This window comes from Njordella aestuarii (assembly GCF_056494165.1).
Genome location: NZ_CM151397.1, coordinates 1,341,890 through 1,366,614, shown reverse-complemented (window position 1 = coordinate 1,366,614; position 24,725 = coordinate 1,341,890). Strand labels below are relative to the sequence as shown.

Below are 24,725 nucleotides of genomic sequence, written 5' to 3'. Positions count from 1 at the left end.
TTTACACCATTCTCAAGCCTTTGTGGAAAGCGCGCCAAACTTGAGGGCTCAAAGGAAATTGCGAAACGTCTAAACCTCGGTTCCGGATTTTGGATAGTTCGCTAACATAGTGAACCTTGAAAATGCGGCCCGCCACTTAAGTCTGTTGGCTGGTATGAAGAGGCCAGATGTGACGTGATCGATTTAGACGTCTGCGAGCAATGCACATGGAAAACGGGACCAGAAGGTAGTTTAGGCGAATGCAATCAAATGATCGGAGAGGATCCGAAAAACCCGCTTCGCAGCGAGGTCAGTCGGCGAGCCAAACGCCAGCCGAAAGCATCGATACAGATGGCAACAATCCGCTACAAAACGTCCCCTCTTTCAAGAAAACGTTAGGTCGATGGACTGTCGAAGGCTACTCGCGCGCTGCGGTACAAACGTATTGGCGGATTGCCGAAATGAAGATCGGCTTTGACATCGGCGCACACCCCTGGGACTTCATGGGACTGCCGCGACTGTTCATCACCCATTCTCACCTTGACCATATCGCGGCTCTACCCGTTTACGTCGCTCGACGGCGGATGATGAAGATGGAGCCGCCAGTCGTCTACTTGCCAGAATCCGCAGTCGATGCCACCGCAGCACTGCTCCGCGTTTTTTCAAAACTGGATCGCGGGCGACTTCCGTGCGAACTGATCGGACTGAAACCGGGTGATGAAGTCGAAGTCTCACGCGAACTGGCCGTAACAACATCGGAGACGCGTCACACGGTTCCATCGCTTGGTTACATTGTTTGGGAGCGCCGCAAGAAGCTTAAGCCCGAGTTTGCTGAGCTGAACGGTGATCAGATCCGAGATATTCGACTGAGCGGTACGGAAGTGTCGCACGAAGTTCGAATACCGGCCGTCGCTTACACCGGAGACACGTCGCCTGCCGGATTGGACGACTGTCCTGAAATGTATGAAGCTGAAGTGCTGATCACCGAGCTGACTTTTCTTTCGCCGCATCATCGTAAAGAGAAAATTCACAAGCACGGGCACATGCATCTTGACGATTTCCTAGCACGCAAAGATCGCTTTAAGAACCAGCACATTGTCTGCGGTCATTTTAGCACTCGTTACAGCGATCATCAGATTTTGCGCTGGATGCGTCAAGCGATACCTGGCGATATGGCGAGCCGCGTACACGCTTGGCTCGAAAAACCTTTGTCCAAGCCATAGCAAAATCCCGACAGTGGAATACCCGCGCAGTGCAGCGCGCCCCCACGCAAATTCAATTGGCAGAAGAATGAAGGCAGACGAGAAGAATAGTCCGCGCATCATTCTCTTGCCTTCATTCTATTGCCAATATCTTTTTCTTCCGGACCAATCAGAAACAAAGGGAAGGGGTCGTTTCGCACGTGCTATCCATTTTAAGTGGGTGCAGAAAACAGGAAACCGCGTTACATTGACGCTTACAGGATTAATGCTATGTGATTCGCTGTCGCTGCGTTTTTATGACCATGGGCATCTCATTCAGCACTCCTGCACCTTCGCTTTTCCATCCAGGCTAACCAGTTATGTTCCGCAGGCTTCGAGATTTTGGGGCTCGTTCCGTCGCAACGCGATGGTACTGGATCGTCTTGGGTTGGTTCGCCATCGCGATTACGCTTCGATTGCTTAGCCCAAGCTGGAATACGGTCGTCAAGGATGGGGACTTTCAATTCTTGCCCCCGGAAAGCCCCAGCCGCGTTGGCCAAGCGGCCTTGTTGGCAGCTTTTCCAGACGACTTTGCTCGCTCCCAAATGGTGGTTGTGTTTGCCACGACGGGGACTGAATTAAGTCTGGCCGACAAGTGTACCACCATGGATGTTGCGCGACGATTGTCCTACGCAACCGCCAAGATTAACTTTGACCGACTCCAACAGGCCGGGGAAAAGCTCGACGGGAAAGCTCCCCACGTCGAACGACTGCGGCACACGATGGATTCTGCGGTCTTCTTTGACGAACGATGGTTTGACAGCATGCGACAACTTGCCGGTCAGGAGTCGCCCGTTGTCAACGAACGACTCTTTCAAGTTTATCGGCTTCGTCGCGACCTGGCGAAAGCGGTGGGCGACCAAGAACTTGCAGATAGCGACCAACGAACGCTCAGCGCATTAACAGATTCGACCGGTACCGAAGCAGAAAGTTCGCCGAACAAAGAGTCTGGCAGGGAACTCGTGCACTTGGACGACCAAGTGTTACGCTCGGTGGAAGAACTGTGGACGTGGAACGATCCCGTGCTATCAAACAAACTAGGCGAAGATAATCCTCGAGCTAAACTGCTGGCACTACAAATACGTGAAGAATTCATGGCGGTCCAGAACGTCGCCATCATCGAATGGGTGCAGACGATTATTTCAGACTCCAGGCAACTGACCAAGTCTGCTACCTCCGTCGATGCGTCGGCTGCGAATGGAAGTCAGCCGGACGAACTAATGATCGAAATCACCGGCCCCGCGGCGGTCGGCGCGGACCTTATTCGAGCGGCGAAGGAAAGCGTCAGCCGCAGTGAATTGCTGGCAGTTCTCGCTGTCATTCTCACTCTCTTGCTGATCTATCGTTCGCCACTTCTCGTGTTTTTGCCGCTGATTACGATTGGCCTGTCACTTTCAATTTCGATCAGCGTCTTGTCGATCCTTGCGAATTGGGCGACTACCAACTGGGTCCTGGGCAGCACAATCGAGGTCTATTCGACGACTCGTGTCTTTTTAGTTGTTCTAATATTTGGAATTGGTACCGATTTAACTCTTTTTTTAGTCGTGCGATGTCGGGAAACATACTTTTTTACTGCGGAATCCCGGTGGAGAAGAGTTGTTTCGTCGAGTTGGGACAACGTGCTGGAAGCGATCGTTGGCAGCGGACTAACTACCACCATCGGGCTGTCGATGATGGCTTTTGCTAGTTTTGCAAAATTTCGCTTTTCCGGCATTTCCATAGCCATATCGTTGCTCATAACACTGGCCGTCTGCGTAACCTTCCCCCCGGCGGCAATGGCTGGTTTGGGACCGCTTGCTTTCTGGCCACGACGCAAATTGAAATCAGCGGGAGAATCTGGAACAGAGACAATTGCCGATCAGCGGCCGCGCACCTCCATAGCAGACCGCACTTGGTCGTACCTTGCTCACACGATTATGAAACGACCTGGACTTGTATTAGGTCTATCGGTCGGCGTGTTGATGATTCCTGCAATCATCGGTTGGCAATCGATGGATCGCGTTACGTACAACTTGGTCGGCGAGCTGAGTACAAACGCGACCAGTCGTCAAGGGCAAGCCCTTGTTGAGGAATACTTTCCGCGAACAGAAACCAGTGCCATCACGGTAAGTGTGACGGCCAGCCAAGACTTTAAAGATGACCGTGCCCTTGCCTTGGCCATCGAAGAGTATCGTAAAGCTCTGTTTGTAGACGGAGTACGGGCGGTGCAGGCGCTAACCGATCCGCTAGGAGAATTCCCTCCCGACCGAACGATGAGCCTATTGTCGCAAGGCGCTTGGCGGCGGCGCTTGCTTCAAAACCACCCGCTAACTTTACGGAAGTTCGTCGCGCAAAACCCTAAACTGGCGATGCGGTCCGCTCGATTTGAAGTCGTCACGGACTTTGACCCCTTTTCTGACCAAGCGGCTGAAGTTCTGCAGCGTGTAACTGCGCAGAGTTTGAAAATCAGCACCAACAATAAAAGTGCGTGGGTGGGCAGCACGGCGGCCTTCTCTGGCACAACCTCTGGCATTGTCGATTTGAAACGAGTCACACAAACAGACCAAACGCGCGTTCAAATACTGGTGGTGTTAAGCGTCTTTGGAGTTTTGCTTGCACTGACGAAACGGTTCGAACTTAGCGCGTACTTGATGGTGACGGTTTTGTTGAGCTATCTTGCGACACTGGGCGTGACCTATGCCGTCTACCGTTTTGCATACGGCCCCTCCTACGAAGGGCTTGACTGGAAAGTCCCCCTCTTCCTCTTTGTAATTCTGGTCGCGGTCGGGCAAGATTATAACATATATCTGACCACGAGAATCCATGAAGAACAAGCTCGACTGGGTTGGTCTGAAGGGTTGCGGACTGCGATTGTGTCGACAGGGGGGATCATTACCAGTTGTGGCCTTATCATGTTCGCAACATTCGCAGCGATGTGTATCGGTGGAATCAGCATCCAACCGTTGGTACCAGCAAAGACGCCTGTCAGCGAGTGGGTTGTGCCGACTTTACGAGGGATCAGTGAGCTTGGATTCGCATTGGGATTCGGAGTGTTACTGGACACATTTGTGATCCGAACTGTGGTCGTACCCGCATATATTGCCGCGCGCAAGCTGGCTTGAGCAGATAAATTGTTAAACTTCATCAATGGCTAACGCCTCACACTTGACCAAATGCGGTTACACGCCGCACAATAGTCAGGAATTGCAAGCGGTCGCAGATGATCGCCGTCGCTGCCCCTAGATCTATTGCCATACAGTCAACCAATGCCGCGTTCACGGATTCTTCAGCTTGTCGTCCTCGCAGCGGGATTGATCGTTGCGTTGATTGCGTTTGTCTCTGTCGGTAAAAGCTTTGGCGCTATCTTTGCCAGCGGCGATTTAATGACTGCCGGCCTGGCGTTCGTTTCAGCATTCGCCGTCGGACTTGCGAGCACCGATTACGACTGGCAGACACTCAAAATGGGTCGCTTGGTGGGAGCTGGTATTGCACTTGGCATCGCCCTATTTTGTCTCGTCTTTGCCTTCACGAATTATCGTGCGGCTGCCGGATTTGCCGTATGGCTGGGTGTTTTTGCAGTACTGAATCTTTTCGTGACGAATAGCCTTTGGACGCGACCATTGGCGATTGCCGCCATGCCCGCCTGCATCCTATGGTTGATGACCAGCACCATCGCGGTCGACCAAATACGTGAACTGGTCAGCCAATGGACTCTCTGGCTTACTAGCTTGTTACTAGATACGTTTGTCATCCCACACGTACGTCTCGAACAGGCCATTCAAACGATTGTAGGCGAGTCGACGCCACAATCGGCCATCCGCAACTGGGACGGTGTTATCGCAATGATGGCCTTTTCTGCGATCCCGATCATCTATTTCCGCAGGTCGTTGTTGCAGGCAGTCGCGATTTGCTTTTCCATTGGGGCGATGTGGATTCTGTTGAACGCAGGTGCGTCCTGGTGGACGATCTGGCAAGGCGGAGAGCTGATTACTGCGGGCAGCGGGTCTATTCTGTTCGGGATTGTCGTCCTGCTCTTCTCTCTGGCGACTGCGATGATGGTGGGTGAGGTTACGGACGCGATTCCGATGGAACGCTCCGATCTAAGCTATCCCGTGACTACATACTTCTGGAATTTTTTCACACAGTTTCCGACTTCGCTTTTTGTAAGTGGACCGGCTCTGACAGAATCTACCAGCACCTAAACTGCTTTTTTGCTCAGCAATTCAATGCAACAATTCTTCTCCGAGCTCGCTCGATTTTTCGGCAATCCGTTTGAAGCGGTTACGGGCCTATTTGAAAGTTATGGCGCCTGGTCTGCTTCGCGGCGATGGATCGCGATCTTGCCGATGCTGCCGTTCGCGCTCTTTGCAATTGTTGTCTATGCCTATTCAGGACTCAGCTTTTCCGTTGGCAAGGAATCGCGCACGAAGGCCTATTTCGCCCAAATCGACGACAAAGCTTCGCTTAATGTTTTGGAGCGGTTGGTTTACCGTGACGTCTTGGTCTTGGCCGATAGCAACGCAGCAAACGCAGACGTGGATGCAGACAGTGCTGAGAATAGCCGATCTTCTAACCTGAGCAACGATCTGATCGTTGCCCCAACGTTTGCCAGCGGCACACTCGAAAAGCCGACTGACGAAGCGTTGGCGGAAATGAAACTGACGTTGGAGCGAGTAATACAGATCAATCCAAACTTTGACGACGGCAAGTACCGACTGGCTTTGGTTGAAGCTTTATCTGGTGACCGCGAATCAGCTCAACAACGAATCGAGCAACTCGCCAACAAAATCGGCATTCCCCATCTCGCGGCAAACCATTGGTACGCGGTTTCGCTGCTTGAGAAAAGAAGAAATAACGAAGAAGTACTCGACGTAAAACTAGCCGACGTGCTCAGCCGCGCTGTGCAGTGGCGCGAAGCTCGCGTTCCGGTACGCGCCGCCTATGCCGAACTCCTCTTGCGACAAGGGAAGATCGACGAATCGTTGGCAATCTCGGAATCGCTCGCCAACGAATTTCCAGCCCGCTATCTGCAAGTCGCGGCCATCGCTCGAGCAAACGGACGCGAACGAATTTTTCAAGCTGCAAATTCAAAGGCGGAAAACTACTACGAAAGTCGCATGAAGACGGGCAAAGACAAACCGGAGGATCGCATCGGTTATGCCCAGACCCTGCTGTTTAGCGACCGCAAAGATGTTGCTATCGAAGTGTTGAGTTCCGGTATACAAAACTCAACAGCAGAACAACCAGAACTGCGTCGCGCTTTGTCGATGATCTACCTCAACGATTTCTTGCGGCCCGATTCCCAGTCTACGTCGATCACGGGCCTAAGCAGCGTGAAGGATGTCGTAAAACCCGATGTGACCCGCGATCTCGCGTTGCTTGAAAAATCAGCCGCCATCGATCCGATGAACCCTCTTCTGGGGAAAACTATCGCCATGATCGCCGCCGATGCCAGCTCGACTGACCTGCGAATCACAAAACCGCTGACAGATGTCATTTCACGACAAATCAAAGAGAAAGCCATCGCGCCCGACACACTGATGATCTTGGGCGGCATGTATTACCAGAGAGGCAAGTACGCTCAGGCAGAACAGTTCTGGAATGAAATCGTCACGATGCAGCCTAACGCAATCGTTGCGCTCAACAACTTGGCTTACCTGCAAATTGAAAAAACGCCGAAGGACGTCAATCGCGGAATTGAGCTCATCGAACGTGCGTTCAAACTGGCACCCAATAACGTCGAAATAGCTGACTCATATGGCAGAATCCTGTTTGAAGCCGGTCAGAATGAAAAAGCCATCGCAATGCTCGAACGAGCCTTACGAATTGATCCTAAACGACCCAAGACTCGCGACTTGCTCGTCCAGGCCTATCGCAACATTGGACAAACAACAATCAGCGACGCCCAGCTTCGGTACATTAAAAGCCAAGCTCAAACCGAGGATTCTGCTGACAAAGAAGAAGCCAGCGAAGCTGAAAAAGATGCCTCCGGTGCACCTTCTGTAGATGACACGTCTGATGCCAGCCCAACCTCTACAACGTCTTCTGCACCCTAAAGCAACGCCTTAGCAAGATTTGAATTACGGTGGACGACGACTTGGCAAGCAAACTTGCGGCACGCGATCGAAATCATTTCATCATCTGCTGTGCCAGACCGGCCGCTCCTAGGTAGCCTGCGTCGCCACCAAGCTTCGCAAAACGGATCTCCGTTCCATCGGCGATATTCTTAAAGCTTCGTGAACGCATGCCAGATTGCACGTGAGCGAGAAAGCGGCGACCTATCGGGCTGTCTTGCCCGCCGAAAGTCATCGCTCCGCCAATCACGACCAGACCTGGGTCCAGCGTATGGACGATCGAAGTTACGCCGATCGCTAAATAGTCCGCCGTTTCGTCGATGATATTCAAGGCCAAGGCGTCGTTACGTTCGGCAGCTTCAAAAATTAGTCGCCCCGAAAGTTCCGCTTGCCGCCCAGATAGTACGCTCTCTTGCCCAGCATCCAGTCGCTCCCGAGTGATATTGATGACCGCGCTAGCACTCGCGTACGCTTCCAAGTGACCGCGCCCGCCTCCCCAAGCACATAGCCGGGCGTTAGGTCGACCGTCGATGATGATGTGCCCGCATTCGCCGCAACAAGAATTCTCTCCGACCAACATGCGACCATCCATGATGATACCGCCACCAACGCCAGTCCCCAGCGTCAGCATCGCCATGCTGTTCTTGTCTCGACCGCTCCCAAGCCAAAATTCGCCCCAAGACGCGGCATTGGCATCGTTGGAGTAAGCGACGGGCAGGCCGGCAACCGATTCCAAGCATGACACGATCGGGAAATGGTGCCAATTTGGATGGTTGGGTGGCTCGATCAGCAAACCATTCGGGATATCTTGCGGCCCGGGCGTTCCTAAACCTAGTGCCAACAGCGATTTGCGGTCTAAAGCGAGCTCCTTGAGCATCTGATCGATGGCGTCGACGGAAGCCTGCATGGCGGCTTTTGGCCCCTCTGGCTCGTTTGTGGGGATTTCGCGAAACGCTAGCGTGTTGCCCTCGTTGTCGACGATCCCAATTTTTATCGACGTGCCGCCCACATCGACGCCGGCGAAAAATGGACTCTTTGCGTCGGTCACCGCCACCATCGGTTGTTTAGTCATCTATTGGTTTGCTCCTCGATTTCAGTGAATTTCGGCGATGAGTATAAAGCAATTTGCGAAGTTTAATAGTTTGGTTTAATGAGCTTGCAAGTGGCGGTTCGCTCGCTCCAAAATCTGTTATGCTATCCGCGCACAAACTAACCGATCTCCTGATTCAGCAGCAATGGAATGAAGCCACGTAAAATCCTCGTTACAGCCGCGTTGCCTTATGCAAACGGTCCTATCCACATTGGGCACTTGGTCGAGTATATCCAAACTGATATTTGGGTTCGCTTCCAACGCCTGCGTGGTCACAAAGTAGTCTTCGTCTGCGCTGATGATACGCATGGCACCGCGATTATGATTCGCGCGCGTCGCGAAGGAATCGACGAGACGGAACTGATCGCAAAAATGCAAGCGGAACACGAACGTGATTTCGCAGGCTTCGATATTCAGTTTGACAACTACGGCAGCACCAACAGCGATGAAAACCGTGAGTTGTGCGGTCGCTTTTGGCAAGCCTTGCGGCAAACCGACCTGATCGCTGAACGTGAAATCAGTCAACTTTACGACCCGGTCGCTGGCACATTTCTGGCCGATCGGTTTGTTAAGGGAACTTGTCCCAATTGCAATAGCCCTGATCAGTACGGTGACAACTGTGATAAGTGCAGCGCGACGTATGCGCCTACCGATTTAATAAATCCAAAGAGCACCTTGTCAGATAGTACACCTGAGATTCGCCAGTCGCAGCATCTGTTCGTTGAACTCGAAAAGCTACATGGTTTCTTGGAAGAGTGGTCGCAAAACAGTGGGGCGCTTCAGACAGAAGTCGCCAACTATTTGAAAGGTCACTTTTTGGGCAAGCCGCTTCGCGACTGGGACATTTCTCGCCCCGCGCCTTACTTCGGTTTTGAAATCCCCGATTCGCCCGGCAATTATTGGTACGTCTGGTTCGACGCTCCCATCGGCTATATCGCATCCACGGCGCAGTGGTGTGCTAAACAAGATGAAAAGCTTGAGGATTGGTGGCAGAACGATGAGGTCGAGATCCATCATTTTATCGGCAAAGACATCACGTACTTCCACACGTTGTTCTGGCCTGGAATGTTGAAAACAGCTGGCTTTTCATTGCCTAGCCGCATTCATATCCACGGTTTCCTGACGGTGGGTGGCGAAAAGATGTCCAAGAGCAAGGGAACTTTGGTGCAAGCGTCAACGTTTCTGCAAAACATCGATGCAGCTTACTTGCGTTACTATTATGCAACCAAGCTTGGCCCACGCTTGGACGACTTGGATTTGAATCTTGACGAGTTCGCTCAGCGGGTAAACTCCGATCTAGTGGGCAAGGTCGTGAACCTCGCGAGTCGCACGGCAAGGTTTGTGGAATCGATCGGACTCTCCAACGACTATCCACATGACGGCGGGCTGTTTACTGCGGCCGCTCGCGCGGGGGAACAGATTGCAGCGGCGTACGAAGCCAACGATTACGCCCGTGCAACGCGGTTAATAATGGAATTGGCAGACAATGCCAATGCGTTTGTCGAAAATGCGGCGCCTTGGACATTGCGAAAAGACCCAGCTCAGCAAGATCGATTGCAACAGGTGTGCACGATCGTATTGAACCTGTTCCGACAAGTCTGCATCTACTTGTCGCCAGTCCTTCCACGACTGGCCAAACAGTGCAGCGAATTGTTGGGCGAGGCGATCACATCGTGGGATCAAAGCCAGGCTCCGTTGTTAGGCAAACCGGTAGCGAAATTTCAGCACATGATGCAACGTTTACAAATTGAGGATGTACAGCGAATGATAGAAGACAGTAAAGCAGATTCCGAAGCAGCGCAACCGACAGATGTCCCAGCTCCAGCCTTCAGTGATTCCGATGATGCTTTGAAGGCAGAACCACTGGCAGCGGAATGCTCGATCGACGACTTCGCCAAGATCGATTTGCGCGTCGCGAGAATCGTCGCTGCGGAACATGTTCCCGAAGCGAAGAAGCTGCTCAAGCTGACGCTGTCCTTAGGCGGCGACAATACCCGTACGGTTTTTGCTGGGATCAAAGCGGCTTACGAACCAGACAAGCTAGTTGGGCGATTGGTCGTTATGGTCGCCAACCTCGCGCCGCGGCAGATGAAGTTCGGACTTAGCGAAGGCATGGTCACTGCAGCTGGCGCTGGCGGAGCTGAAGTCTTCCTGCTCAGCCCCGACTCCGGCGCAGTACCTGGCCATCGCGTTCATTGATGTTTTGTTGACGTGAACGACAATCTACCAAGCGCATCGTAGCTGGCTTCGCCAAGAAGCCGGTGGGCACATTGGTTGAATTTAAGCCCGAAGGGCTGACATATTTCCTGCCGGGGTCGAAGGCCCCGGTTCCAAGCCTTTGTAATCCTCCAAGGCCCGAAGGGCCGACACATTTGCTTGACATGTGTCAGCCTTTCAGGCTTTTTCTTTTTGTTTGCTCTTTTCCGGTGGTTATCACCACCGGCAGAGGATGTGTCAGCCTTTCAGGCTTGGGGATCAAACAGAATCAGTATCACCCAACCTTCGTACCTCGCTTCGCCAAGAAGCCGGTGGGCATATTGGTAAGCTTTGCTGTTACGCCACGAGCACTGCTGGACAAGCCAGCAGTGCCACCCTTTTTATAACTCCCACCTAGATTCTCAGAGTCCGCATCCACCTTCAACCGCGTTCTAGGCGAACGCAGCTACGGGGGAGAGACCGTGTCGCGGATTAATTGCTTTCGTAGCCGAATTTGCCGCTGACGCTATAATTCCCTTTGTTACGCACGACCGAGCTGCTCTCCAGCGGCTCTTTCATGGATGGACAAATGGAAAACGAAACTCCCGAGATCCCCGAAGCGACCGATGAACCGTCGTCTCCTCGCGACGACATGACGTACAACCCGACGCAAAGTGGGAATGTGGGCTTTCGTCGCGCGGCCGAAAAGGTCAAAACGTTTCCGCAGACACCTGGCGTCTATCTGATGAAGGACGCTGCGGGGATCGTCATCTATGTTGGCAAAGCCAAAAATCTTCGCAGCCGGGCGGGCAGCTATTTCCAAAGCACAGCGGCGCGTGAAATTCGCACCGCCGATTGGTTGCACGAAATCGCCGACATCGACTATCTGGGCTGCGAGAGCGAAGTCGATGCGCTGCTTACCGAAAACCGCCTCATCAAAGACGTCCAACCGCGACACAATAAGGACCTTAAGGACGACAAGACTTACCCGTATCTAATGATCACTCAGCACGAAGATTTTCCCCGTGTTGAGGTCACGCGGACTCCGAAAGCAAAGGGAGCCAAACTTTACGGCCCGTTCACCAGCGCGGGTCAACTTCGTGGAGCTTTACAAGTGCTTCAGCGAGTGTTTAAGTTTCGCACCTGCTCGCTGGACATCGAAGAATCCGATCCACGCTGGCAATGGTTTCGCCCATGCATTCTGGCCAGCATCAAACAATGTACCGCTCCCTGTAATTTGCGGATCGACAAGGAAGCGTATCGGCGGGACATCAAACGCCTGCAAACGTTTCTCGATGGTGGTTCAACGAAATTGTTGAAGCAGATGCGTGAAGAGATGGCCACAGCATCCAAGGAACTTGACTTTGAACGAGCCGCAAAACTGCGCGACGAGATCAAGCTGTTGGAGAATCTAGACAAACGAGGGGAGATCGATACACATGCGCAACCTGAGGTGTTCTACGTCGATCCAAAACGCGGCCTCAGAGGACTCAAGAAAGTTCTTGGCCTGAAAGACGAACCTCGCGTTATCGAAGGCGTCGACATCGCTCACTTGGGCGGCACCGACACCGTCGCATCTCTCGTTCAGTTTTTGGACGGGCTGCCGTTCAAGCCTGGCTACCGCCGTTACAAGATTCGCGACGTCAAAGGTGTCGACGATTTCCGCAGTATTTACGAAGTAATCTCGCGGCGGTTCCGCAAGTTGGATCAACAGCAGGAAACGTTTCCGGATCTGCTGATGATCGATGGGGGAAAAGGCCAATTAAACGCCGCGATAGCCGCGTTCCGCGACCAAGGCATCTCGCCGCCAGCTCTTTGTTCTCTGGCGAAACGTGAGGAAGAGATTTTCTTGCCTGGCGAATCGGAATCGATCCGCTTAGGACGCGACTCCTTCGCACTTCGCTTGTTGCAATATGTCCGCGACGAAGCTCATCGATTTGCACAACACTATCATCATATCCTGCGCCGCAAAAGCACCTTGGACGATTAAGCTTGTCGACTTGACTTACACCGAAACCACGCATCCACATGACTCAGCACGACAAACCACTTCTCTGGCCCAGCGACAAGCTTGATCGCATCGAAGACTACCGCAGCACTTACGAACGCCAGCGCCAAATCGAACAGTACGGAACCGACGCTCCGGTCGCCTTCGTCACCGGCAGTTCCGCAGCTCGAGTGGGCAACATGGTCGCTCGCCATTTTGCCGCTCGGGGCTATCGAATTGTTCTGCACGCCAAAACAAGTATTGACCGAGGCGAACAAATGATCGACTTGTGCAAGTCGCAAGGGATCGAAGCAATGTTGGTCTCGGGTGACATTTCCGAGGAAGCAACTGTTACACAATGGGTTGAACAGATCGGCAATCGATTCCAGCGTATCGATGCCGTTGTGCATTGTGCGGCGACCTGGGACATGCTTGTACTCGAGCAGACGACGGCGGGGGATGTCGAGCGAAACTTGCGTGAACATACTTTGGGGAGTTTCCTGATCGCGCAGAAAATGGGACTGGCAATGGTCGCACAACCGACCGGTGGCAGCATCACCTTGATTGGCGACTGGGCTCTTGATCGTCCCTATCCTGCGTTCGCCGCGTACTTTGCCGGCAAGGCATCGATTCCAACGCTGACTCGGACTTTCGCCGTTGAACTGGGTACGCGAAATCCCAAAGTCCGGACCAATGGCATTTTGCCTGGCACGGTGCTGCTGGGAGAAGGGGCAACCGACGACACGCGGCAGCAGCTGTGCCGCGCCGCTTTGACGGGCCGAATCGGTACGCCACACGACATCGCTCAAGCGGCCCTTTTCTTTGCGGAAAACACGTTTGTCACCGGCGTGTGTTTGCCCGTCGATGGCGGCCGGCATTGCTATGCTGGGGCTGGTGTTGACGCGATTGCGCACCCGGAAATGCAATAAATACTGTTTGCTTCCCGTGCCAAAATCGCACGGGGTAACAATGTTGCCGATGGCAATTATATTATCCAGCATGAAACATTACTTTCTTTTCTTGACAGTAGGTCTCGGCTGGCTGCTGGCTCTTGCCGCAGAATCGGCCGATGCACAAGAACCGCAGCGGCCGAACGTGCTCATGATCGTGCTCGATGATCAGAACGATTGGGTTGGTTGCCTGGATGGTCACCCTCTCGCGAAAACACCGTACATCGACCAGTTGGCGGCCCGCGGCACACTGTTCTCAAATGCTCATTGCCAGGCTCCTTTGTGCAATCCTTCTCGCACCAGCGTCCTGACGGGCCTGCGACCGAGTTCGACAGGGATCTACAGTTTGCAGCCACAGCATTGGTCAGTCGACGAGTTCCGAGACACGCTCACAATTCCGCGAGCTCTGCAAGCGGTCGGATACAACACAGCCGCGGTGGGTAAGATATACCACGGCCAACCCGCTGACGAAGAAATCAATATTCGAGAATTTAATAACTGGGGCCCAGGTGCAAGTGTTGGAGCGAAACCAGAAAAGCGACTTATTCCGGAAACGCCGCCTCACAATAACCCTCTGATGGATTGGGGAGTCTTCGAGCATCGGGACGAAGACAAAGGGGACTCCCGCACTACCGATTGGGCGCTAGATTACCTAAGTAACAATCGGTCCCAAGAGCAACCTTTCTTCTTGGCGGTTGGATATTCGCTGCCTCATGTACCTTGTTATGTAACGCAACCTTGGTACGACCAATTCCCCGACAGCGATTCACTTTTGCCGCCGGTTTTGATGGCCGACCGAACTGATACACCTCGATTTTCTTGGTACCTGCACTGGTCGCTGCCCGAGCCGCGTTTAGCTTGGTTGAAAGCAAATAATCAGTGGCATAACCTATGTCGCTCTTATCTGGCCAGTACAACGTTTGTCGACGCTCAGATCGGACGATTGCTTGACAAACTCGAAGAGCAGGGCCTCGCTGAAAACACGCTTGTTGTCTTGTGGTCAGACCACGGATATCACTTGGGAGAGAAGGAGATCACGGGCAAGAACTCTCTATGGGAACGCTCGACGCGCGTCCCCTTAATCTTCGCTGGCCCTGGTGTAACACCGAATCAGGTCTGCAAGTCGCCGGTGGAACTTCTGGATATCTTCCCCACGCTGGTCGAAGTCTTAGAGTTACCGAAGGTGGAGCATTTGGAAGGGCATTCATTGTACGCTCAACTTCAGGAAGCCGGTCACCGTCGAGAATGGCCTGCGATCACAACTCACAATCACGGTAATCACGCCGTACGTTCGGCCACGCATCGGTACATTCAATATGCAGATGGTACGCAGGAGTTGTACGACCTGCAGTCGGATCCTAACGAATGGTATAACTTGATTGGCAAAGGAGACGCGGATGCGATTGCGGCCGAAATGAAGAAGTTCTTGCCGCAGGAGGACCGCGTAATGGTACCCGACAGTCGGCACCGCACCTTGCAGTATGACCAAGTAACGGACACGGCGATCTGGGAGGGCCAACCCATCAATCGCGAAGACCCAATCCCCGAGCAGTAGCATTTGTCGCAGGCCCAGATTTGGGTAGCAAGCTTCCCCCGTGGCTGCGCTGGCTTAGAACGCAGAGATGTTACCCGTAGCTGCGTTAGCCAAGAACGCGGTCGAATTTGGATGCGTTCCCTGAAAACGGGTGCCACTGCTAACGGTTGTGTTTCCGGAAAACGGGTGCCACTGCTGGCTTGTCCAGCAGTGCTCGTGGCGTAACGGAAAAGCTTCCCAACACATACCCGGCATCTAGGCGAAGCCAGCTACGATGCGCTTGTATTCTCTCCTGTAGCTGCGTTCGCCAGAACGCGGGTGAAGTTCGGTGCGTTTTCTGAAAACAGGTGCCACTGGCAACGGTTGCGTTTTCTGAAAACGGGTGCCACTGCTGGCTTGCCCAGCAGTGCTCGTGGCGAAACAGCAAACCTTCCCAACACCCCCAACCTTCTAGGCGAAGCCAGCGAATCCGGGAGTGATTCTTCAAATTGCGGAGCAATGACAGACTATAGCCTGGGACGTGAGTCCCAGGTTTCGAAGCACCAGATACGTTTGAGTCGCGGAGTGACGGCAGAAGACTAAAACGACGGTGGACTTGACGTTACGCTGAGCTTAATGCCGTCGCTCCGCGACTCCGGACCAAAATGGGGCGTGATACCTGGGGTTCCGCGTAAACTCGCCTTCAGCTCGTTTTCGCTCCACCCCAGGCTAGCATATGCCATCGCTCCGCGATTCAGGAACGAAACACGTTTGAATCCTAAGCCTGGAAGGCTGACACATCCTCTGCCGGTGGTGATAACCACCGGTTCCAAGTATTCCAAAAGAGAAAAAGCCCGAAGGGCTGACACACAGATAACAAATGTGTCGGCCCTCCGGGCCTGCTAACAGTACAAATGCTTGAAACCGGGGCCTTCGGCCCCCGGCAGAGGATCTGTCAGCCCGTCGGGCTTAAATCCAATCGGATGAAACTGGCATCATGCGTTCCCTGAAACGGGTGCACTAACAACGGTTGCGTTTTCTGAAAACGGGTGCCACTGCTGGCTTGCCCAGCAGTGCTCGTTGCGAAACGGTAAACCTTCCCAACTCATCCCCGGCTTCTAGGCGAAGCCAGCTACGATGCGTTTGCTTCCGCCTGAAGGCGGTACTACGAACGGTACTACGAAAATACCTACGGCTTCTTTCTTTTCGGGCGGCGTTTCTTCCAAGCTGGTACGAATTTGTCATCCGTCTGCTTGGTCGCCTTCCCCGAACGAATCTTACCCGACAACGTACGACGGCGACGCCCAGCCTTATATTCCACAACAGCAGATTTGCCGCTGCTGGTCGTCTGACGCCGCTGCTCAACTCCTCGCTCACCCGCTTCCCCCGCAGACAGACGACGACGCCGTAACGCCGTCCCGGGCATCGGAAGCTCAACGGCATACGGGTGTTCTGCATCCATCAGCAGCTTCTGCCCGATCTGCCGTTCGATGTCTCCCAGCATCTCCGCATCGCCGACCGTCACAAACGTAATGCTAGTGCCTTTCAGCCCCGCACGAGCTGTTCGGCCAATACGATGCACATACGATTCAACCGACAGCGGCACTTCGACATTGATCACATGGCTAAGTGCGTCAAAATCAAGCCCCCTTGAAGCGACGTCGGTTGCAATTAAACATCGGATTGCCCCCGACTTCAGTTGCTCCAAAACTTCGTCTCGCCCCGTTTGGCTCATCCCGCCGTGCATGACCGCCACTGGCAGCTCTCTCCGTGTCAAATATCGTGTTAGGCGACCGGCCAGTGATCGACTATTGGCGAAAACGACCGCCGAAGTCACTTTGTAGCTGGGAAGTTGTCCGGCAAGCAACGCATATAACAAGTTCTGACGGTCGGCGTCGCGAACTGGCATCGCCAACTGTTCCACTCCGGCTACGGTAGTGGCTGGCGCGTCGACAAAGACTTCCGCAGGGTTAATCAACATTCGCGAAGCGAGCCGCCTGATCGGTGGCGGCAACGTGGCTGAGAAGAAAAGGGATTGTCGGTCCGACTTCATCTTTGCCAGAATTGATTCGATGGCATCTTGAAACCCCATGTCCAGCATCCGATCCGCTTCATCCAAGACCAGCGTGTGTACGCGGTCGAGCAACACGTGGCCTTGATCCATCAGATCGATCAAACGGCCTGGGGTCGCAATCAGGATCTCGACGCCGGTGGTCAGCGTTTTGCGCTGCCGTGCATAACCGACACCGCCATACACGATACCAGTTCGCAACGACGCTTGGTCAGCGACATCCGTGACGACACCACCAACCTGCTGCGCGAGTTCACGCGTTGGGACCAAGATCAGAACGCCGGGCCGCCGAGTCGTCGCAGCGGGGAGCGAGCGGAGTTTCTGCAGAATCGGGAGCAGATAAGCCGCCGTCTTGCCACTGCCGGTCATGGCAATCCCGAGCACATCTCGGCCGGCTGCGATTAGCGGAATAGCGGCAGCTTGGATCGGTGTCGGCGTCCGCCACCCCGCTCGGTCAACCGCCGCCAGCAAAGTCTCGTCGGTCAGCAGTTGTAAAAAACTAGTCATTCAACCTTCAATGTTTTAAGGAATATCCAAGAGGGAACCCATGATAGCACAACCGCATTGAAGCTACATCCGAATCACTTCAACGGCATCCTACAAACGCATCCTATGAGCTCATCGTAGCTGGCTTCGCCAAGAAGCCGGGGGCGCAATGGGAAGCTTTGCCGTTACGCGACGAGCACTGCTGGGCAAGCCAGCAGTGGCACCCTTTTTAGGGAATCACAATCATATTCAACCGCGTTCTTGGCGAACGCAGCTACGAGGGATCAGCCAAGCGCAGCGTGGCTATCTTCGCCTAGAAGCCGGGGGTGTGTTGGAGAGCTTAGCCGTTTCGCCACGAGCACTGCTGGACAAGCCCGCAGTGGCACCCATTTCCGGAAACGCAATCGTGTTCAACCGCGTTCGAGGCGAACGCAGCTACGGGGAGAGCGTCTCCTGCGTTCTTGGCGAACGCAGCTACGGCAGTCCGGAACCGCGGCACCGGCAAACGCGGCTACCAAATGCAAAAACGGACGCGATTGAAATTCAATCTCGTCCGTTTAGTGTTTTTCGTCGGAGTACTAAAGGAAGAACTAAGCCACTACTGGCTCAGCCTTGCTGTTGCGGCGACGACGAACGTAGCCGATACCAGCCGAACAAGCCAACAACGATCCGTAGATCATCGACGCTGGTTCAGGAACACCAGTAACGGTGAGGTTTACTTGACCAAACGATGCGGCAGCGCCAGTCGACGAACTGTAAGTACCGTTTGCAAGCGTATTGAAGCCAACACCAGCTAGATCAAACGTTCCGGTGGAAGCGCCATAAAAGCTGAAATCGTCCAGTGCACTTGAGCCGTTCAAAACCAGCGTATTGCCGGTGACCGACAAGCCGTTATAAGTCGAAGAGGCAAAGCCTGGATTAGCAGCGAAAAGCGTAAAGCCAGGAGATATTGTCCCCGAGGATGTCCCAGACAAGCCCGTAAACGAAAAACCTACGAACTGGTCGATATCACCGAACAAATCGGATCCAACTTGCGAGAAAGTCAGCTCAGCGCTTGTTCCCGCAACGTCCAATTTCTTCAGCGTAATATTCAATCCCGCCATCGCATTGCTCGGCATCGCTGCAATCGCAGCGACCGATAGTATTGACAGTAGTAATAGTCTACGCACCATAGAACACCTTCAATCCTCTCCAAAAGACATAGTTTCCCCATCCGACATGACACTCGATTCTATCCCGCGCGGCATCAACAACAAGAGTTTGGATTGAAAAACTAAAACTTTTCTCATCCGAGATTCGTATTATCAATCTTCACTTCGATGCGGCCTTCTGCTCGTCCCAGCCCTCCCCACCGACTGAACAGAAAACCATCTCACCTTCCACGCCCCCAAAGAGAATCAAGCCCCCATTAAGCCGGATGAAGGAATAGCTAACACTCTTCCGCTAGCCTCCAACGATCGAAGTGCCGCATTGTGGCCACCCCGAAAAAGAGCCCCAGATGACCGGCACTATCGGGCTCGACTGCCCAGCCCCGAGCTAAAGATCGACTCCCTGCGATGCTTTCGCGCATTGGTGCAATGCAAAGGAACCTGAGAAACACGGACGAACAGCGATCCAGCCAAATTCCAACTGTCCTGCATGCGGTTTTGCTGCACGCTGAAGTCCTCGGCCGCGCCAGAAATGCAAAAGAAAACCGCGCAGGATCAATAATAATCCTACCCGGTTAAATGCTTAACGTCGGAGAATAAAAGGATAACTAAGCCACTTCGGACTTGGTCTTCCCGTTGCGGCGGCGACGGATGTAACCAATGCCGGCCGAACATGCTAGCAAAGATCCGTAGACCATCGACGCAGGCTCAGGAACACCCGCAACCGTCAAATTTGCCGTTCCGAATGGCGTAGGGCCAGACGAAAATGAAGGCAGCAAATTGAATCCTTCGGTAGCTACGTAGCTACCATTCATTAGATTCAAGAAGCCAGCTCCCGTGAGGGTATGCACACCCGATGGGCGAGCATAATTGCCAGCAGCAATTCCTTGATCCAAGACAACAACTGCGGTGCTTCCACTGATCGCCAACGATTGCATTGTGGAAGGAACAAATCCCGATCCCACAAAAACAGGTGGTGATGGGCTGGTAATGGTCCCGCCAGCGACACCAGCGCTAATGGCGCTCGAGAAGTTGAGCGTAAAGGTTGATCCTACTGGACCCGATAGAGTTTGCGGAATCGCTCCCGTGAACGAAAGGGTAGCGGTTGTATCGCTGACCTTCGTTAGCAGGATGTTCAGGCTGGCATCAGCCTTCGTCGCTGCAGTCGAGACTGCAACTATAGCGAGCAAACTCATCGCTATAAATTTTCTTATCATAAAATACCTTTTATCCCCTTCGAAAGACATAGTTTCCCCATCCGACTTAACCGTCGATTGTATCTCGCGCCAATACAGCAACAAGAGTTTATACTAAAAATTTGCTGGTTTTTAACAGTCGATTGCCGCGTCAACCAACCCCTTCCCCCTCCGTCCGACGTTGAAGCCAATGCTTCAAAACCGCAACGGGGCCCAAACCAACATAAGACTCGCCCTACGCTTAAACGAGACGCACAAGAACCACAACTGAACGCCTGACCATTAACTGCGAGCCGGCTCATTGCTAGCGTTGCGGCGGCTTGCCTCGATGCACACAACCGCCAAATCGGCCATCGGCGACAACCTGCGAAACGTCCGAAGAGCAGAATGGGGCGATCGGGCTGAGCGTCTTGAGACCAAGACAAGCCGCTACCACGGTTCAACAGGACAGAAATCGAGGGGAACCCAAATGCTCACGCACTCATCTGAGCAGCCATTCCCGCCAGCTAAAGTATTATCCCGACGACGCAGGCGGTCATGTTACAAGCTAACAAGCCGCCCAACATGGCACGAAAACCTAACGAAGCGATGTCCCCTCGACGCTCGGGCGCCAGCGCACTGATGCCACCAATCTGAATCCCAATGGCCGACAAGTTCGAAAAGCCACACAAAGCATACGTCATTAAGGTAAGCGTCCTCTCCGAAATCCTTCCGGCCTGGTGCATCACTCCCATCTGCTCGTACGCCACGAATTCATTGGCGATGACCTTCGTCCCCAGCAACTCGCCGGCCGGCACCACATCTTGCCAAGGAATGCCGACCAGCATCGCTAGCGGTGCAAACAGATATCCAACCAATAATTGCAACGTCACCGTCGGGGCTCCGCTCGCATCGACATAACCAAGCGGCGATGTCAAACTGCCCAACAACCAATTGCCTAGTGCGATCAACGCCAAGAAGGCAATCAGCATCGCTCCGATGTTCAAAGCCATCTTGAGCCCATCAGCCGCTCCACTAGCCGCCGCGTCAATCACATTCACTGGCCCTGGCTGATCGACAACGGAAGCTCGGTCTTCGCTGCCCGCTTCCAATGGAACGCTCGCTTGTTCCGCCGCCCCCAAGATCCCCTTGGGCATCGGCACCATCAATTTGGCAATGACCAGCGAAGCGGGCGCCGAGATAAAGCACGCGGTCAACAGATGCCCCACCTCAGCTCCAAACGACGCATACGCAATCAAAAGCGAACCTGTAACCGACGCAAATCCGCCCGTCATCAACGCGTTCAGCTCCGATCGGTTCATGCGTCCAATGTAAGGCTTTACGACCAGCGGCGCTTCGGTATGCCCCACAAAAATGTTAGCCGACGCCGCGAGCGTTTCCGCTCCCGTCGTACCAAGCGTCACGCGCATCAGCCACGACACGCCATAGACCAGCCATTGCATAATGCCAAGGTAGTACAAGACCGACATCAGGGCGGAAAAGAAAATAACGGTCGGCAAGACACCAAACGCAAAGGTAGACAAGAGTGAGCGACGTGTAATTTCACCTGGAGCAGTATCGGGGGCAGGCATTGCCTGTCCGTTGACGCCGAATACGAAATCAGCACCTGCGTTCGAGCAATCGCCGATGACTTTGGCGAAATTCTCAGATGCTTGGAACAGCGGAGCTCGAATTTGATCGTTCAGCAATGCAAAGGCCACAATGAACTGCAACAGAACTCCACCGCCGATGATCCGCCACGAAAGATTGCGTTGAAAGCCGCCGATGGCCCAAGCGATCAACATAAACCCGAGCAGGCCAGCAAAGCTTATTAATCGTTCGTATGTCATTGTAAAGTCGGCACTCTTTTATTTCGGTAGCTGGCTTTGCCTTGAAGTCGGCCGTGTAACACTAACCGCACCCCTCGGCCACGGCACTGCTGGACAAGCCAGCAGTGGCACCCAAAACGCATCCCAATTCCACCGCACGTATCCGAATTCCACCGCGTTCTTGGCGAACGCAGCTACATTTTTGCCATTAAATTCAATTTACTTGCTGGTATTGAACATTCGATCGCCGGCGTCGCCTAAACCGGGAACGATAAATTTGCGTTCATCCAAATGTTCATCAATCTTGCAAATGTAGATCTTCGTTTCAGGATATTCGGCGTGGATCGCTGCGATGCCCTCTGGTGCAGCCAAAACGCTCAGCACACGAATATCGGTTGTACCCCAGCGCTTGATTGCACCAATCGCGGCTTTGATCGACCCGCCGGTCGCGAGCATTGGGTCGAGCACCATGGCGATATCGGTCGCTTTGTTTTCTGGAAGTTTGCAATAGTATTCGACCGGTTCCGCAGTCCGTTCGTCGCGGTACATCCCCAAGTGCCAGACCTGAGCTTCGGGGAGCATACCCAACACGGGGTTAACAAGACCAAGTCCGGCGCGGAGGATGGGGATCAGAGCGATAGTGTGGGAGAGGTAGTGGCCGGTGGTCTGGACCAGCGGAGTTTGCACCGGCCGCTGGCAGGTTGGAATATCGCGGGTTGCTTCGATAGCGAGGAAGGTAGCGAGCCGATCGATTTGGTTGCGAAATTGTTCGCCGCTGGAGCTGATGTCCCGCAGGACCGTCATATGATAATCGACTAACGGATGATTCAGCTCATGAAGATTGCTAGTATGCGGCACAGCCCGAATCCCACGCGAGTTTAAGTTGGAATGAACTCGCCGGATTGTAATCGCTGGACGCCGACATGAATAGCAGCAAAACCGCGACCTCTCCCGTAGCCGCGTCGCCCAGAACGCGGATGACGTTCTCCCCGTAGCTGCGTTCGCCTAAAACGCGGGTAGAAGTTCGGTGGGTTTCCTGAAAAGTTAGGTGCAATCGCTGAAAACGGGTGCCACTGCTGGCTTGCCCAGCAGTGCTCGTCGCGTAGCGTTAAACCTTCCAAACACACCCCCAGCTTCTAGGCGAAGCCAGCTACGATGCGTTTGTATCTGCGAATTGCGGAGCAATGACAGACGATAGCCTGGGACGTAAGTCCCAGGTTTAGAAGCACCAGATACATTTGAGTCGCGGAGCGACGGCAGAAGGTTAAAACGACGGTGGGCCCCGCGTTGACCTGACGCTGGATATATATGCCGTCGCTCCGCGACTCAGGAATCATTGGGGCGTTATACCTGGGGTTCCGCGTAAACTCGCCTGCAGCTCGTTTCGCTCCACCCCAGGCTAGCATATGCCATCGCTCCGCGATTCAATAACGAAACATGGGGAATCTTAAGCCTGAAAGGCTGACAAACCGATTAGAATGTATCGGTCCTCCGGGCCTGCGAGAAGCACAAAGGCTTGAAACCGGGGCCTTCGACCCCGGCTGAGGGGCTGTCAGCCCGTCGGGCTTAAATCCAATCAGATGAAACTGGCTTCTAGGTGTTACCTGAAAAAGGGTGCCACTGCCAACGGTTGCGTTTCCTGAAAACGGGTGCCACTGCTGGCTTGCCCAGCAGTGCTCGTGGCGAAATGACAAAGCTTCCCAACACGTTGGCTTCAATCAGCCACTTGGCGCAGCCTGCCGGCTCTTCTCTCACGCTCGCTCAACTAAGAACCAAGAACCAAGAACCAAGAACTAAGAACCAAGAACTAAGAACCAAGAACCAAGAACCAAGAACCAAGAACCGCCGGAGGCGCACCCAACCTGCCTTGCGGCTGATACAGCAAGAAAAAAAGCCGCGACGGATGAGTCGCGGCTTTTAAGTTGTCCGTGTTAGTATGTCCGGAAGCTTGGAATTTTTACTTCCACGCAGGGTGGTTACTTAGCAGACTTCGACCGTCGCTTACGCCAACGGCTTGCCGCGCCATAACCAAGTCCACAAGCTGCCAGTAGCATCGAAGATGGCTCAGGAACAGCAGATGCGGTGATCGAAAAGTTGTCGATCGCTAAGCCAGCGTTACCGGTATTGGTACCAGAGTTATTGAAGTCCACCCAACGAAGCCAAATAATTTCACCTGCGTTGAGATTCACGTTGAGCATACTCGAAAGCGCAGTTTGGTTCGCAGGGCTATTCCCGTCTTTCAACGTATCCCCTCCTGGTACCGGCGGAACAAAATCAAGAGCGTCCCAATCAACCCATGCGCCCGTAGTCAGGCTCGACGCATTTAGCGAATATTGAAAGTTTAGGCGATCCGTAGAAAAGCTCGCACCTGAGAATTCTATGGTCCACTGTTCTCCTATAAAAGAAATAGCCAAACCATCGATTAAAGACTGTGAACCGTTCTGAAAAGATGCTCCAAACATGTTCCCGCCAACACTAGAACCTAGTGCTCGGTCCGAATTAGGTCCTGAACCGAAAGGAACATTGTTGAAAACGCCAGAACCATAACTCATTGAATCTGGCGAATTCGCATGGCCTGGATACACGAGATAAGAAGAGTTGCCCTGAGGCTCGTGAATGGACCAGCCTTCAGGAAGCGCGGTGCTCGTTGTATTCGGAGAGCTTGCGAGGGTATCGAAATTCTGCGTGTACGTCCAGTTATTGGACGACGACAAATTCAAGGCTGCCGTCGCAGAACTGCAGACGGTGCTCGCTACGAGCAACGTTAGCAATGAGAGGAATTGCATACGCATTGATAATGACTCTTTGGAAATATGAAATTCGGAAGGATTGAAAGTTCACCTGCTCGCGCAATAGCCCGTTAAGGCGAACCTGCCAATCTTAATCCCACTCCTGGGCGAATCAACCGACCGCCGAGTATTTTCCACAGGAAAACTCCGAAAAGTCTTTGCAATCGTTTTTCACACCAAATTTCGGGCTAAAAGCGGATAAACAAGGGCTTTTTCGC

15 protein-coding genes are annotated in these 24,725 nt (G+C 53.4%); 8 read left to right on the top strand and 7 right to left on the bottom strand.

All coding sequences use genetic code 11. The features are described from left to right. Positions 1–239 precede the first annotated feature (239 nt). From SH451x_RS05305 to SH451x_RS05290, 4 genes are all read left to right on the top strand, one after another. Positions 240–1,202, top strand: a complete 963-nt coding sequence (locus SH451x_RS05305; protein WP_479361403.1) for an MBL fold metallo-hydrolase — start codon at positions 240–242, stop codon at positions 1,200–1,202. Positions 1,203–1,540: 338 nt separating this feature from the next. Then, positions 1,541–4,321 carry an MMPL family transporter gene (locus SH451x_RS05300; protein ID WP_479361402.1) on the top strand — a complete coding sequence of 927 codons (2,781 nt, stop codon included), beginning with the start codon at positions 1,541–1,543 and terminating at the stop codon, positions 4,319–4,321. Positions 4,322–4,465: 144 nt separating this feature from the next. Then, the gene (locus tag SH451x_RS05295; protein WP_479361401.1) at positions 4,466–5,401 is read left to right on the top strand and encodes a hypothetical protein; all 936 of its coding nucleotides are present in this window, start codon (positions 4,466–4,468) and stop codon (positions 5,399–5,401) included. A gap of 24 nt (positions 5,402–5,425) precedes the next feature. Then, positions 5,426–7,255 (top strand): tetratricopeptide repeat protein, encoded by a 1,830-nt coding sequence (locus SH451x_RS05290; protein WP_479361400.1) that lies wholly within the window; start codon positions 5,426–5,428, stop codon positions 7,253–7,255. A gap of 73 nt (positions 7,256–7,328) precedes the next feature. Here SH451x_RS05290 and SH451x_RS05285 read toward each other — a convergent pair whose 3' ends face one another. Continuing rightward, positions 7,329–8,345 (bottom strand): ROK family protein, encoded by a 1,017-nt coding sequence (locus tag SH451x_RS05285; protein WP_479361399.1) that lies wholly within the window; start codon positions 8,343–8,345, stop codon positions 7,329–7,331. 168 nt (positions 8,346–8,513) lie between these two features. Between SH451x_RS05285 and metG the strand changes: the two genes are divergently transcribed. The 4 genes from metG to SH451x_RS05265 all read left to right on the top strand — a co-directional run bounded on the left by metG (position 8,514) and on the right by SH451x_RS05265 (position 15,051). Further along, the gene (gene metG / locus SH451x_RS05280) at positions 8,514–10,562 is read left to right on the top strand and encodes a methionine--tRNA ligase (protein WP_479361398.1); all 2,049 of its coding nucleotides are present in this window, start codon (positions 8,514–8,516) and stop codon (positions 10,560–10,562) included. A gap of 649 nt (positions 10,563–11,211) precedes the next feature. Further along, entirely contained in the window at positions 11,212–12,549 is a 1,338-nt protein-coding gene (locus SH451x_RS05275) for an excinuclease ABC subunit UvrC (protein ID WP_479362884.1), read from the top strand. 38 nt (positions 12,550–12,587) lie between these two features. After that, on the top strand, positions 12,588–13,475 hold the full coding sequence (locus tag SH451x_RS05270; protein ID WP_479361397.1) for an SDR family NAD(P)-dependent oxidoreductase: 888 nt from the start codon (positions 12,588–12,590) through the stop codon (positions 13,473–13,475). Between the two features lie 70 nt (positions 13,476–13,545). Then, entirely contained in the window at positions 13,546–15,051 is a 1,506-nt protein-coding gene (locus SH451x_RS05265; protein ID WP_479361396.1) for a sulfatase, read from the top strand. A gap of 1,147 nt (positions 15,052–16,198) precedes the next feature. Here SH451x_RS05265 and SH451x_RS05260 read toward each other — a convergent pair. The 6 genes from SH451x_RS05260 to SH451x_RS05235 all read right to left on the bottom strand — a co-directional run bounded on the left by SH451x_RS05260 (position 16,199) and on the right by SH451x_RS05235 (position 24,510). Then, positions 16,199–17,587: a DEAD/DEAH box helicase gene (locus tag SH451x_RS05260; RefSeq protein ID WP_479361395.1), complete on the bottom strand. Its 1,389-nt coding sequence runs from the start codon at positions 17,585–17,587 to the stop codon at positions 16,199–16,201. Positions 17,588–18,156: 569 nt separating this feature from the next. Further along, positions 18,157–18,738 (bottom strand): hypothetical protein, encoded by a 582-nt coding sequence (locus SH451x_RS05255; RefSeq protein ID WP_479361394.1) that lies wholly within the window; start codon positions 18,736–18,738, stop codon positions 18,157–18,159. Positions 18,739–19,322: 584 nt separating this feature from the next. Continuing rightward, positions 19,323–19,910: a hypothetical protein gene (locus tag SH451x_RS05250; RefSeq protein WP_479361393.1), complete on the bottom strand. Its 588-nt coding sequence runs from the start codon at positions 19,908–19,910 to the stop codon at positions 19,323–19,325. A gap of 506 nt (positions 19,911–20,416) precedes the next feature. Beyond that, a complete protein-coding gene (locus SH451x_RS05245) occupies positions 20,417–21,739 on the bottom strand; it encodes a NupC/NupG family nucleoside CNT transporter (RefSeq protein ID WP_479361392.1) in 1,323 nt (440 codons plus the stop codon). A gap of 198 nt (positions 21,740–21,937) precedes the next feature. Next, positions 21,938–22,576, bottom strand: a complete 639-nt coding sequence (gene upp / locus SH451x_RS05240) for a uracil phosphoribosyltransferase (RefSeq protein WP_479361391.1) — start codon at positions 22,574–22,576, stop codon at positions 21,938–21,940. A 1,118-nt stretch (positions 22,577–23,694) separates the two neighbouring features. Beyond that, positions 23,695–24,510 (bottom strand): hypothetical protein, encoded by an 816-nt coding sequence (locus SH451x_RS05235; protein ID WP_479361390.1) that lies wholly within the window; start codon positions 24,508–24,510, stop codon positions 23,695–23,697. Between the last annotated feature and the right edge of the window lie 215 nt (positions 24,511–24,725).